This window comes from Pseudomonas phoenicis (assembly GCF_047302395.1).
In the GTDB taxonomy this organism is placed as follows: Bacteria; Pseudomonadota; Gammaproteobacteria; order Pseudomonadales; family Pseudomonadaceae; genus Aquipseudomonas.
The window spans coordinates 452,000-465,548 of the sequence record NZ_CP154852.1 but is presented as its reverse complement, the minus strand read 5'-3'; the positions used below and the strand labels follow the sequence as shown (position 1 = coordinate 465,548).

Below are 13,549 nucleotides of genomic sequence, written 5' to 3'. Positions count from 1 at the left end.
TGCCGGTATGATAGGCGCCCCCTGTCGCCCGGAATGCGAAATACGCCATGACCTCGCAGTACCCAACCATCGCCGATTGCGTCGGCAATACGCCCCTGGTTCGTTTGCAGCGTCTGGGCGGCGACACCAGCAATACGCTGCTGCTCAAGCTCGAGGGCAACAACCCGGCGGGCTCGGTCAAGGACCGACCGGCGTTGTCGATGATCACCCGCGCCGAACAGCGCGGCCTGATCAAGCCGGGCGACACCCTGATCGAGGCGACCTCGGGCAACACCGGCATCGCCCTGGCCATGGCCGCAGCGATCAAGGGCTACAAGATGATCCTGATCATGCCCGACAACTCCACCGACGAACGCAAGGCGGCCATGACTGCCTACGGCGCCCAGTTGCTGCTGGTGACCAAGGAAGAGGGCATGGAAGGCGCCCGGGATCTTGCCGAAAGGCTCCAGGCCCAGGGCCGCGGCCGTGTGCTGGACCAGTTCGGCAACGGCGACAATCCCATCGCCCATTATCACGGCACCGGCCCGGAAATCTGGCAACAGACCCAGGGCAGCGTGACCCATTTCATCAGCTCCATGGGCACCACCGGCACCATCATGGGTTGCTCGCAGTACCTCAAAGAGCAGAACCCGGCGGTGCAGATCGTCGGCCTGCAACCGATGGACGGCTCGTCCATCCCCGGCATCCGCCGGTGGCCCGAGGCCTATCTGCCGACCATCTTCGACGCCAGCCGCGTCGACCAGGTGCTGGACATGTCCCAGGAAGAAGCCGAGCAGACCATGCTGCGCCTTGCCCGCGAAGAGGGCATTTTCTGTGGCGTGTCCTCCGGTGGTGCGGTGGCGGGCATGTTGCGTCTGTCGCGGGAGCTGGAAAATGCGGTGCTGGTGGCGATCATCTGCGACCGCGGCGACCGCTATCTGTCTACCGGCCTGTTCGACGCGCCGTGATGTCGAAGAAGAAAAGCAGCGGCGGCCTGCGCTTCCAGCCCGCCGGCGGCGAACGTGCCACGCAGGTGCCGGTGGGCAAGAAGCAGCGCCTGGACATCCAGCGCTTGGCCGGTGACGGTCGCGGCATCGCATTCCATGAAGGGCGCACCTGGTTCGTCAGCGGCGTCCTGGCCGGCGAAAGCGTCGAGGCGCGGGTGCTCAACGCACGCGGCAAAGTGGTCGAGGCCCGCCTGGAACGGCTGTTCGAGGCCAGTGCCGAGCGCCGCGAAGCGCCGTGCCGACATTTCGATCGGTGCGGCGGCTGCAGTGTGCAGCACCTGCCCCATGCCGCGCAGTTGGCCCTCAAGCAGCGCACCCTGGCCGAGCAGCTGCAGCGCGTGGCGGGCCTGCAACCCGAAACCTGGGCCGAACCGCTGGCAGGGTCGGAGTTCGGCTACCGTCGGCGCGCCCGCGTGTCGGTGCGCTGGGATGCCAAAGCGCGTGAACTGCAAGTGGGTTTCCGTGCCGAGGCCAGCCAGGACATCGTCGCCATCGAAGAATGCCGCGTGCTGGTACAGCCCTTGCAGTCGATCCTGCGCCATTTGCCGACCGTGCTGCGCAGCCTGAGCCGGCCGCAGGCCCTGGGCCATGTGGAGTTGTTCAGCGGCACGGCCGAGGCGCTGCTGGTGCGCCACGTCGCGCCATTGCCCGACGAAGACGTGCAGCGTTTGCAGGCGTTTTGCCTGGAGGCAGGTGCTCAGCTCTGGTTGCAGGGCGAGGGCGAACCCACGCCATTCGTGGCCGGTGCCCGTCTGGGATTCAGCTTGGAGCCCTGGCAACTGCAACTGGCGTGGCGTCCGGGCGATTTCGTGCAGGTCAACGCTGCGGTCAACACGGCGATGATCGCCCAGGCCCTGGACTGGCTCGCACCGCAATCGGACGAGCGCGTGCTGGATCTGTTCTGTGGCCTGGGCAACTTTGCCCTGCCGCTGGCCCGCGTGGCGCGTGAGGTGGTGGCGGTCGAGGGTGTGCAGGCGATGGCCGAGCGCGCAGCGGCCAATGCGCGTGACAACGAAGTGCATAATGCAGCGTTTTTTCAGGCCGATTTAACCCAGCCTTTGGCCGGCGCCGAGTGGGCAGCCGAGGGCTTTTCTGCGGTACTCTTGGACCCACCGCGCGACGGTGCCTACGAGGTTGTGCAACACATCGCACAGCTCAAGGCGAAACGGTTGGTTTACGTCTCTTGCAATCCAGCCACTCTAGCGCGCGATGCTCAGGTGCTGGTCAACCAGGGGTACCGGTTAACGAGAGCCGGGATTCTCGACATGTTTCCTCAAACGGCGCATGTCGAAGCCATGGCGTTATTCGAAGCGGGCTAGCCAGTCTGGCCCCTCGGCGTGTCGGCCAGGGAATGGGCGGCGCGCAGTTGATAGCCAGCGCGCCCGTGCGGCGCGCTGTATGGAAAGGTAGAACACAGATGGTACAGGTGAGAGTGCACCAGCCGGTCAACACCGACGGCACTATCAATCTCGAAGGATGGCTGGATCATGTAACCGGCGTCGATGCGGCGCTCGATCGCAATGAGCTGGCCCAGGCCTGCGAATTCGCCCAGACCGTCGAGAAGAACGGCAACCCAGCCAAGCATTCCTGGGCCGATGGCACCTCGAGCTTCCAAGCCGGGCTCGAGATCGCCGAAATCCTTGCCGACCTCAAGCTCGACCAGGATTCGCTGGTAGCGGCGGTCATCTACCGCGCCGTGCGCGAGGGCAAGGTGACCCTGGCCGAAGTCGGCCAGCGCTTCGGCCCGGTGGTGGCCAAGCTGATCGACGGCGTGCTGCGCATGGCCGCCATCAGCGCCAGCCTCAGCCCGCGTCGATCGATGGTGCTCGGCTCGCAGGCGCAGGTCGAGAACCTGCGCAAGATGCTCGTGGCCATGGTCGACGATGTACGTGTGGCGCTGATCAAGCTGGCCGAACGCACCTGCGCGATCCGCGCTGTCAAGGCCGCCGACGACGACAAGCGTCTGCGCGTCGCCCGCGAAGTGGCCGACATCTATGCGCCGCTGGCCCACCGCCTGGGTATCGGCCACATCAAGTGGGAACTCGAAGACCTCTCCTTCCGCTACCTCGAACCCGAGCAGTACAAGCAGATCGCCAAGCTGTTGCACGAGCGCCGGCTCGACCGCGAGCGCTTCATCAGCGACGTCATGGGCCAGTTGCAGAACGAGCTACTGGCCACCGGCGTCAATGCCGACATCAGCGGGCGGGCGAAACACATCTATTCGATCTGGCGCAAGATGCAGCGCAAAGGCCTGGAGTTCAGCCAGATCTACGACGTGCGTGCGGTACGTGTGCTGGTTCCGGAGATCCGCGACTGCTATACCGCGCTGGGCATCGTGCATACCCTGTGGCGGCACATTCCCAAGGAGTTCGACGACTACATCGCCAACCCCAAGGAGAACGGCTACCGCTCGCTGCACACCGCCGTGATCGGCCCCGAAGGCAAAGTGCTGGAAGTGCAGATCCGCACCCACGGCATGCACGAAGAAGCCGAACTGGGCGTGTGTGCGCATTGGAAGTACAAGGGCACCGACGTCAAAGGCGGCTCCAACCACTACGAAGAGAAGATCTCCTGGCTGCGCCAGGTGCTCGAGTGGCACGAAGAACTCGGCGACATCGGCGGCCTGGCCGAACAGCTGCGCGTCGACATCGAGCCGGACCGCGTCTACATCTTCACCCCTGACGGCCACGCCATCGATTTGCCCAAGGGCGCGACGCCGCTCGATTTCGCCTACCGCGTGCATACCGAAATCGGTCACAACTGCCGTGGCGCCAAGATCAACGGGCGCATCGTGCCGCTCAACTACGTGCTGCAGACCGGCGAGCAGGTCGAGATCATCACCAGCAAGCACGGCAGCCCCAGCCGCGACTGGCTGAACTCCAACCTGGGCTACGTCAACACCTCGCGGGCACGAGCCAAGATCGTCCATTGGTTCAAGCTGCAGGCGCGCGATCAGAACGTCGCAGCCGGCAAGACCCTCATCGAGCGCGAACTGAGCCGGCTGGGCTTGCCCCAGGTCGACTTCGAACGCCTGGCGGAAAAGGCCAACGTCAAGACCGCCGAGGACATGTTCGCAGCCCTCGGTGCCGGTGACTTGCGCCTGGCGCAGATGGTCAACGCAGCTCAGCAATTGCTCGAGCCGGACCGCAGCGAGCAAGTCGAGCTGGTCACCCGCAAGCCCACCAGCCGCTCCAGCAAGCGCGGCGACGTGCGCATCCAGGGCGTGGGCAATCTGCTGACGCAGATGGCCGGCTGCTGCCAGCCGCTGCCGGGCGATGCCATCGTCGGTTACATCACCCAGGGCCGCGGCGTCAGCATCCACCGCCAGGACTGCGCTTCGGTGCTGCAATTGGGCGGCAAGGAGCCGGAGCGCATCATTCAGGTCAGTTGGGGGCCGATTCCGGTGCAGACCTACCCGGTCGACATCGTGGTGCGTGCCTACGACCGGCCGGGCTTGCTGCGCGACGTGTCGCAGGTGCTGCTCAACGAGAAGATCAACGTGCTGGCGGTCAATACCCGTTCGAACAAGGACGACAACACCGCGCAGATGTCGCTGACCATCGAGATTCCCGGCCTGGACGCCCTGGGGCGCCTGCTCGGGCGCATCTCGCAGTTGCCCAACATCATCGAGACGCGGCGTAACCGTACGCCCTGAGCCAGACGGTCGCTTGCCCGGTCGTCCGTGTGCGCGGCCGGGCACGCTGCCGTGAAGGAGTAGCGCCAATGACCTATACCTTGCCCGACCTCCTGCACCTGATGGCGCGCCTGCGCGATCCGCAGCACGGCTGCCCTTGGGACTTGAAGCAGGACTACGCCAGTATCGTCAAGCACACCCTGGAAGAAGCCTTCGAGGTCGCCGACACCATCGAGCGCGGCGACTTCGAGCACTTGCAGGGCGAGCTGGGCGACTTGCTGTTCCAGGTGGTCTATTACAGCCAGCTGGCGCGTGAAGAAGGCCGTTTCGAGTTCGACGGCGTGGTCGATGCCATCACCCGCAAACTGATCCGCCGCCATCCCCATGTCTTCCCCACCGGCGAGCTGTATGCGCCGCTGGACACCCCGCACCTGAGCGAAGAGCAGGTCAAGTCGCGCTGGGAGGCTATCAAGGCCGAGGAGCGCGCGCAGAAGAGTGCGCCTGAGCAACTGTCGTTGCTCGACGACGTACCGGCTGCACTGCCGGCCCTGTCGCGCGCGGCCAAATTGCAGAAGCGCGCGGCCACCGTCGGCTTCGACTGGCCGGCGGCATTGCCGGTGCTCGACAAGGTCCGCGAAGAGCTCGATGAAGTGTTGCAGGCCATGGCCGACGGTGATGCAGATGCGTTGGAAGACGAGCTGGGCGACCTGCTGTTCGCCACCGTCAATCTGGCGCGCCACCTCAAGCATGACCCGGAACAGGCGCTGCGCCGCGCCAACCGCAAATTCGAACGACGTTTCCGTTTCATCGAGCAGGCATTGCGCGAGCAGGGCCTGCCGATCGAAGATCGCACCCTCGACGAACTGGACGCCCTCTGGGGCGAGGCCAAGCGTCAGGAAAAGAACCTGCCCAGCTGCGGCTGAGCCGACGCACAAGTGAGTAGAAACCCATGAGCCTTTCCCTTCGCGACCAATTGCTCAAAGCCGGTCTGGTCAACCAGAAACAGGTCTCCCAGACCAACAAGGCCGAGAAAAAACAGAAACGCCTGGTCCACAAAGGCCAAGCCGAAGTCGACGACACCCAGCAACGCCTGGCCAGAGAGGCCCAGGCGGAAAAGGCCAAGCGCGACCAGGAACTCAACCGCGCCCAGCAGGAAAAAGCCGAAGCCAAGGCGCGCGCGGCCCAGGTCAAGCAGCTGATCGAGGCGACCCGCCTGCCCAAGCTGACGACCGAGGATTACTACAACTTCGTCGACGACAAGAAGGTCAAGCGCATTGCGGTCAACGCGCTGATGCGCAGCAAGCTGAGCAATGGCTCGCTGGCCGTGGTGTCCCATGGCGGCGGGTACGAGGTGATCCCGCGCGAGGCGGCGGTGAAGATCCAAGAGCGCGATCCGCACCGTATCCTGTTGCTCAACACCCATGTCGAAGCAGCCGACGAAGCGGACGATCCGTACGCGGCGTACAAGATTCCGGATGACCTGATGTGGTGATGCGAAGCTGAGTCCGGGGTATTAGGGCAATACGCATCAGGGGGGTAGACCGACGTTTCGATCTACCCCCCTGATGCGTTCAACGATACGTATGCAAGGGTCAGTGCGTCTCGTCGCGCTGACGCTCCTGTTCGGCCAATTCGTTGCGGTACTGCTGGGCCTGCTGTTCGTCGTGGAACATGCCGACCAACTGCCCTTGCTGGTGCACATCCCAGATACGCACGCCGGCAGCCAGACCTTCGTGGGACATTTTCGATTCGTCGCGTTCGGTTACTTGAACTGTCATCGTCATACTCCCCTGTGGGTGGATTGCGACATTGTGTCGCACACCCCAGTTATAGAGTCCGATAGCAGCCTAAGTAAATAAACGCGCAATTAAACATCTTTCATGCAACCGCTGTGGCCCGGCGTCTGTCGCCTCGCTGCCTCAACGAGGGCGGGGCGACTTTACAAGGCCGGCAGACACAGGTGCTCAGCGCATGTCGGGCAAACGCGCCTGATTGCGCACTTCGGTCTTGGCGATGGCCTCAGGTGGCAGCACGATCCGCTGTTTGCTCAACAACTCGCCCATGTTCGCCAGAATCCGGTACATCGAATATTCCTCGGTGTAGCGCACTTCGGTGTAGCGACGGTTGGCGTTGTACAGCTCGTTCTCACTGTCGAGCACATCGAGCAGAGTACGTTGGCCCAGGCCGAACTGGTCCTGGTACGCCGCACGCACGCGTTGGGTGGTTTCGGCGTATTCCAGGGCACTCGGGATCTGCTTGCGGGCGTTGTTCATGGCGTTCCACGAAAGGCCCAGGTTCTCGTTGATTTCGCGCAGGGCGTTGTTGCGGATGTCCATGGCCTGGTTGATCTTGTAGGAATCGGACTGCAAGCGCGCCTTGTCGCTACCCCCGCGGAACAGGTTGTAGGTCAGCTCGACCCCGGCCTGCCAGTCATTGTTGCTGTGGCCGCGCTCGCCGCCCTGGTTGTTGTTGGCGCCGGTGGCCAGTACCGCGTCCAGGCGCGGGTAGAAGGGCGACTTGGCCACTTCGTATTGTTTCTCGGCCGACTCGACGTCCGCTTGCGCCGACTTCAGGTACGGATTGTTTTCCAGCATGCCCTGGCGGGCTTCGTCGAGGGTTTCAGGCACGATGGGTTTAACGGCAGTCGGCATCTCCAATTCGTCGGGCTGCACGCCGATGATGCTGAAGAAGTTGACTTCGGCATCCGCGAGGTCGACCTCGGCGGTGTCCAGGTTGTTTTCGGCCAGGGCACGACGTGCGTGGGACTGATCGAGGTCGGCGGTGCTACCGATACCGCGCTCGCTGCGCAAGCCGATCTGATCGTTGACGCGCAAGTGCGCTTGCAGGTTGTTCTTGGCCAGTGTTACGAGTTCGCGGCGCTTGAGCACTTCGAGATAGACCTCGATGGCGCGCAGGGCAACGGTTTCTGCAGTGGCCTGAGTGTAATAGGCGCGGGAATTGGCCACGGCCTGGGTGCGGCCTACTTCGTTGGCAGTGTTGAAACCGTCGAACAGCATTTGCCGCAGGCGCAGCTCGGACTGGGTGTAGTTCAAGGTCTCTTTATTGTGGTTGCGCGTATTGTCCGCATTGAAACCGCGGGTATTGTTATTGTCGGAACGCTGGCGCCCATATCCCGCCACCAAGTCGACCGTGGGAAAGTATCCACCGCGTGCGAACTTCACGTCTTCGTCGGCCGACGAGCGACTGTTACGGTATTCGCTGACTTCAGGATGCTTGTCGACCGCGCTCTGCACTGCCTCGGTAAGCGTCATGGCCTGTACCGACGCGCCTGCGGTGGCGAGCAAGATGGCAGTGGTGAGCGGGGCTAAAACGCGCATGGGGTACTTCTCCCTAAATCTCGAATTGTCCGATATTCGCCAGAAAAATGGCGTAAAAATGAGTGTAACCGTTTCATGTTTGTAACATCACAGCTAAGAACATACGACGCCGGAAATAAGAAGATTTTGGCATAACTATTGTTCCAAAAAAAACTTACATCATCTAGCTAATTCAGGACATTGTTTCACTCAGTCTGAACGCCAAGTCTCTGTAAATAACGGTTTTCCGGCGTCAATTAAAATTTTCGTAAATTTGCAGCTGAGGATACAGGGGAGGACGGCGAGCACGGAATTGGACGACAGAATATTGTCATTTGCACCCCATCATTCCGTATTCGTTGAACCTGCCGCCGGGGCACTTTTCGTCCCGGCCATCGCAGCGGTAGTCGGGCCTTGGCGCCTGGCTGCTCCCGAAGTACCTGGCAACCCTTGATGCGAATCAACCACAGCAAGGGAGCAGTGTGCCATGGCGAAATCGATCGGTGTGGTCAGCCAAGTCATCGGAGAAGTATTTGCGATAGGTATCGACGGCGCGCGGCGCATCTTGATCGAAGGCGATCGCCTGTTCGTGGGCGATCAGCTGCAAACCGGGTACGAAGGTGCGGTGGCGGTACGTCTGGACAACGGCGAGCAGTTGACGCTCGGGCGCGAGAGCAGCCTGGAACTGACCGCCCGATTGCTGGATGACGCCGTACCCGACATCGTCAGCCCGGATGCGCCACCGAGCGAGGCGGCGCTAGCCGACGTCGTGCGTATTCAGCAAGCCATCGCCGCAGGGGCCGACCCTACCCGGGAAACGCAGGCACCTGCGGCCGGGGCGCCGCAACCGCTGGGTGGTGGCCATAGTTTCGTGCTGCTGACGGAGGTCGGTGATCGCGTGGACCCTGAGGTGGGCTTCCCCACCGCTGGGTTTGCCTACCCGCCAGAGCCCGGTGGGCGCGAATTGGGTGGCCGCGACAACAGCGCTCGCTTCCGGGATGGCCCCCCGCTGTCGCCACCCGAAGGCCCAGGCACCGAGACGCCTCCCGATCCAGGCACGCCGCCAGGCCCCGGCCCCGAAACGCCTCCCGATCCTGGAACGCCGCCAGGTCCTGGGCCCGAAACGCCTCCCGATCCTGGGACGCCGCCAGGTCCCGGCCCTGAAACACCCCCCGATCCCGGAACGCCTCCTGGCCCGGATCCGCAGCCGCCCCAGCCGCCTACCGATCACCCGGTGATCCTGCGCGGTCTGGAGATTCAACCAGCGGAACTGCTACTCGACGAAGCCAACCTGCCGCAGGGCTCGGCCAGTGATGGCGCGGCGCTGACGCAACGTGGCAGCTTCACCGTGGTGGCCCCGGACGGTGTGTACGACCTCAGTGTCGGTGGCCTGGTCGTCATCGCTGCGGGCGTCGTGACGGGTGTCGGCCAGTCGTTCTTGACCGCGCTGGGCAACACCTTGACCATCACCGGCTATGACGCGCAGACCGGACAGGTCGGCTACAGCTATACCCTCAACGGCGCCGACCAGCATCCAGACGGCGGTGGACGCAATACACTCAGCGAGCAGTTTCTGGTGCGCGCCAGCGATGTCGATGGCGATACGGCCAGCGGTAGCCTGGACGTGATCGTCCGCGACGACGTGCCGACAGCGGTCGACGACTTCAATACCGACCTGGCTACACCCACAGCGGTGCAACTAACAGGCAACGTGCTCGACAACGACGTTCAAGGCGCGGACCGGGTCAGCGATGGTCAGCCCATCCTCGGCGGCACTTTCCAAGGCACCTACGGCACCTTGGTGCTGGCCGGTAACGGTACCTACACCTACACCCTCGACCCCAACGCCCCGGCCTTCAAGCAACTGTCGGGCGCAGGGCGAGGGGTCGAGGTGTTCACCTACACCTTGCGCGATGCCGATGGCGACACCAGCAACGCGACCCTGACCCTGAACGTGCTACGCCCCGACAACCCGGTGCAACTACAAGGTCTGGATGTGCAGGGCGGGGAACTGACGCTGTCCGAGCGCTATCTTGCCGACGGCAGCAGCCCGGATCCGGCCGCGCTGACCCAGACGGGTACGTTTCGGGTCAGCGCGCCTGATGGGCTGTACGTGCTGAAGGTGGGTGGCATCGACGTGGTGAGCGATGGCGTAGCGGCCGGTTTCCCGCAAACGATTCTGACAGGCTTGGGTAATCGCCTGACGATCACCGGCTACGATGCCGACACCGGTGTGGTCAGCTACAGCTACACCTTGCAGGACAACGCGACGCATCCAACTGGAAACGGCGTCAATGACCTGCAAGAACAATTCAGCGTCATCGCCCAAGACACCGATGGCAGCACGGCGACCGGTAGCCTCGACGTGACCATCGTCGACGATGTGCCGCAGGCGACTTCTGATTCTGCCCAGGTGCGTGAAGGCGGGACGGTCAGTGGCAACGTCCTGCTCAACGATATCGTCGGTGCCGACGTGCGCAGCGACGGTCAGTATGTGGTGGGTGTGCGGGCTGGCAACGACATCAGCACCTCGGCCTTGGGCCAAGTCGGTACACAGGTGCAGGGCCAGTATGGCTACCTCGTCATCGCCGCTGACGGCAATGCCACTTACTTCGCCAATCCCAATAGCGTGGGCAGCGCAGGTGGCCGTGACGTGTTCGTCTATACCATCCGTGACGCAGATGGCGACGAAAGCACGACGACTGTGACCCTCGATATCAGGCACAGCGGTCTGATTGCCTGTTCGGACTGGGACATCAAAGTCTTCGAAAAAGCTTTGGACCTGAACAAAGACGGCAACGATCTGGCCCCTGGTACCGTCATCGGCAGCGACCCCGGATCCCGCGGCGAGACCGATACCGGTTCCCTGGTGGGTGCGGTGTCGGGCGGGGCAGGCGCGCTCACCTATAGCTTGGTTGGCAGCGCTGTAGGCCAATATGGCCAAATCCAGATCCAGCCCGACGGCACATACACTTACACCCTGATCTCCGCACCGAAGACCCCAGGCAACCCGAACAACGGCGCGGACATCCAGACCGAAACCTTCACCTATCAAGCCACCGACGCCAACGGCAACAGCGTGACCGGCAGCATCGTCGTGCGCATCGTCGACGACGTGCCCACCGCCCATTGCGATTCGGCTCAAGTGCGTGAGGGAGGGACGGTCAGCGGCAACGTCTTGCTCAATGACATCGTCGGCGCCGACGTGCGCAGCGACGGTCAATACGTGGTGGGCGTGCGCGCCGGCAACGACACCAGCATCTCGGCCCTGGGCCAGGTCGGCACGCAGGTGCAGGGTCAGTATGGCTACCTCGTCATCGCCGCTGACGGCAACGCCACCTACCACGCCAATCCCAATAGCGTGGGTAGCGCAGGCGGCCGCGATGTATTCGTCTACACCCTCCGCGACGCAGACGGCGACGAAAGCACCGCCACCGTCACGCTCGATGTCAGAGACAGTGGCTTGGTTGCCTGCCCAGATTGGGACATTAAGGTCTACGAAAAAGCCTTGGACCTGAATAAAGACGGCAACGACCTGGCCCCCGGTACCGTCATCGGCAGCAACCCTGGCTCCCGTGGCGAAACCGATACCGGCTCCTTGGTCGGTGCAGTATCGGGCGGGGTGGCGGCGATCAGTTACAGCTTGGTCGGCAGCGCTACCGGCCAATACGGCCAGATCCAGATCCAGCCCGACGGCACGTACACCTACACCCTGACCTGCGCACCGAAAACACCCGGCACCCCTAACAACGGCGCGGACACCCAGACCGAAACCTTCACTTACCAAGCCACCGACGCCAACGGCAACAACGTGACCGGCAGCATCGTCGTGCGCATCGTCGACGACGTGCCCACCGCCCATTGCGATTCGGCCCAGGTGCGCGAAGGCGGCACGGTCAGCGGCAACGTCCTACTCAATGACATCATCGGCGCCGACGTGCGCAGCGACGGTCAATACGTGGTAGGTGTACGCGCCGGCAACGACACCAGCACCTCGGCCCTGGGCCAGGTCGGCACGCAGGTGCAGGGTCAATATGGCTACCTCGTCATCGCCGCCGACGGCAACGCCACCTACCACGCCGACCCCAACAGCGTGGGTAGCGCAGGCGGCCGCGATGTATTCGTCTACACCCTCCGCGACGCAGACGGCGACGAAAGCACCGCCACCGTCACGCTCGAGGTGAAGGACAGCGCGCCACCCCTCTGCGACATCGCCTACGCTCAAGCGGCGCCCCTGTTACTCGACCGCACGGAACTCGCCCGGCCCATCGCACGCGGCGATTTCGTCAGCACCCCCGGTAACCTGAGCGCCGTCTTGGTCGTGGCGGGCTTGCTTGGCGCTGCACAGGCGCACGAACAGGCCGAGCCGCAACGCTTCACCTTGGATTTGCATCAGGGCGAACGACTGAGCTTGAAGCAGGACACGAGCAGCGGCGAGGTTTCGCTGGCCTGGCAAGACACCAACGGCCAACTGCATGCCCTCGACGAACACGGCCAGCTCGTGGCAGCGCGTGACGGCGTTTATAGTCTGTTGGTTTCCAGCACGGCCGACAGCGGCGCGGGCCATGTGCCACAGGATTATCGGCTGAGCCTGGTGCTCGACCACCCGACCCTGGCGGATCAAGCCTCGCAGCCGCTCGCAAGCCCGGCCGATGACCACTCTGCCACAGCCCTTGTCGCCACGGCAGCGGTCGCACATGCAGCGGCAGTCGTCCATCCGCAACCCAGCGAGACGAGCGGCGCGGTGCAAGGCGCAGAAACCACCTCGCACCCTGTCACGGGCGAGCCTGTGGTGAGCGCTCCGGGCGCCGCGGAACCGTCCGATGGCAACGTGGGCCAGGCGAGCAACGCCCATTCGGCCGGCACAGCGTCATCGACTGCCGACGTGGCGACACCCGTCGCCAGTGGCATCGGTGCAGACGGCTACCCGCCCGCCGGGGAGGGTCACGCGCTGCACGGCAGCGCCAATCCCTCCACGCTCGTTGCTGGCAGCGACAGCACAGAAGGCTCCCACGCGGTCGGCGATGGCAGCTCGCTCGCCAGCCGCCCGGAAGGTGGCGTACCGGGCGCCGTGATGGCTCGGGATGCGTTGCAGAGCGTTCCGGACCCGGTCAGCGCAACGGCCGACTCCTCCGGCGCACCGGCCAACGCGCACACTGCCCAGCGCTCGGATGCGCTGCTCAATTTCGACGAAGACGACGGTTTGTTCGGCAGCACCCATGCCACGCTGGGCGCCCAAGATCACGCAAACGACATTGCCAGCGTCCGCGCTCCGGTCTGGAACCCGGCCGAACCCGAGCGGCCGCTTGCCGACGATGCTCTCGCCAGCGCGCACTCGCTGGATCTGTCGCAGCTCTTGCAAGCAGAGGACTTGGACGGCGATTCGCTGGAACACTACCTGCATACCCTTGGCAGTGACACGCCACTCACGCTGCGCACCAGCTATTCGCTGCAAGCGAGTGCCGAACCGATGGGCCAACCTGGCCATCACCAGGCATCCGTGCCTGCGTTCGACGTCGCGCATCTGGTCACCTCGGAAAACGCTGCGCTGCTCAACACGCTGTTCGGCACCTCACCGCCGCCGGTCGACAGCGTGTGAGGCTCAGGCGGCG

General features: G+C 63.8%; 8 protein-coding genes. 6 read left to right on the top strand and 2 right to left on the bottom strand.

Annotated elements, in window-relative coordinates; all coding sequences use genetic code 11:
- The first annotated feature begins 47 nt into the window (after nt 1-47).
- The 5 genes from cysM to AA0Z93_RS02210 all read left to right on the top strand — a co-directional run bounded on the left by cysM (nt 48) and on the right by AA0Z93_RS02210 (nt 6,112).
- Nucleotides 48-947 (top strand): cysteine synthase CysM, encoded by a 900-nt coding sequence (cysM, locus tag AA0Z93_RS02230; RefSeq protein WP_413046579.1) that lies wholly within the window; start codon nt 48-50, stop codon nt 945-947.
- Nucleotides 947-2,305, top strand: a complete 1,359-nt coding sequence (gene rlmD, locus AA0Z93_RS02225; protein WP_413046580.1) for a 23S rRNA (uracil(1939)-C(5))-methyltransferase RlmD — start codon at nt 947-949, stop codon at nt 2,303-2,305. Before cysM ends, rlmD begins: the two co-directional genes overlap by 1 nt.
- Before the next feature lie 98 nt (nt 2,306-2,403).
- A complete protein-coding gene (gene relA, locus AA0Z93_RS02220) occupies nt 2,404-4,641 on the top strand; it encodes a GTP diphosphokinase (RefSeq protein ID WP_413046581.1) in 2,238 nt (745 codons plus the stop codon).
- 68 nt (nt 4,642-4,709) lie between these two features.
- Complete coding sequence (mazG, locus tag AA0Z93_RS02215; protein WP_413046582.1) at nt 4,710-5,543, top strand: nucleoside triphosphate pyrophosphohydrolase; 834 nt, start codon at nt 4,710-4,712, stop codon at nt 5,541-5,543.
- Between the two features lie 26 nt (nt 5,544-5,569).
- Complete coding sequence (locus tag AA0Z93_RS02210) at nt 5,570-6,112, top strand: DUF2058 domain-containing protein (RefSeq protein WP_413046583.1); 543 nt, start codon at nt 5,570-5,572, stop codon at nt 6,110-6,112.
- Nucleotides 6,113-6,212: 100 nt separating this feature from the next.
- On the opposite strand, the gene AA0Z93_RS02205 is transcribed toward AA0Z93_RS02210, so the two are convergent.
- Entirely contained in the window at nt 6,213-6,398 is a 186-nt protein-coding gene (locus tag AA0Z93_RS02205) for a hypothetical protein (RefSeq protein ID WP_413046584.1), read from the bottom strand.
- Between the two features lie 186 nt (nt 6,399-6,584).
- Nucleotides 6,585-7,958, bottom strand: coding sequence for a TolC family outer membrane protein (locus AA0Z93_RS02200; protein WP_413046585.1), 1,374 nt, complete (start codon nt 7,956-7,958; stop codon nt 6,585-6,587).
- 466 nt (nt 7,959-8,424) lie between these two features.
- Here AA0Z93_RS02200 and AA0Z93_RS02195 point away from each other — a divergent pair, with 466 nt between their 5' ends.
- Entirely contained in the window at nt 8,425-13,536 is a 5,112-nt protein-coding gene (locus tag AA0Z93_RS02195; protein ID WP_413046586.1) for a retention module-containing protein, read from the top strand.
- The last annotated feature ends 13 nt before the right edge of the window (nt 13,537-13,549 follow it).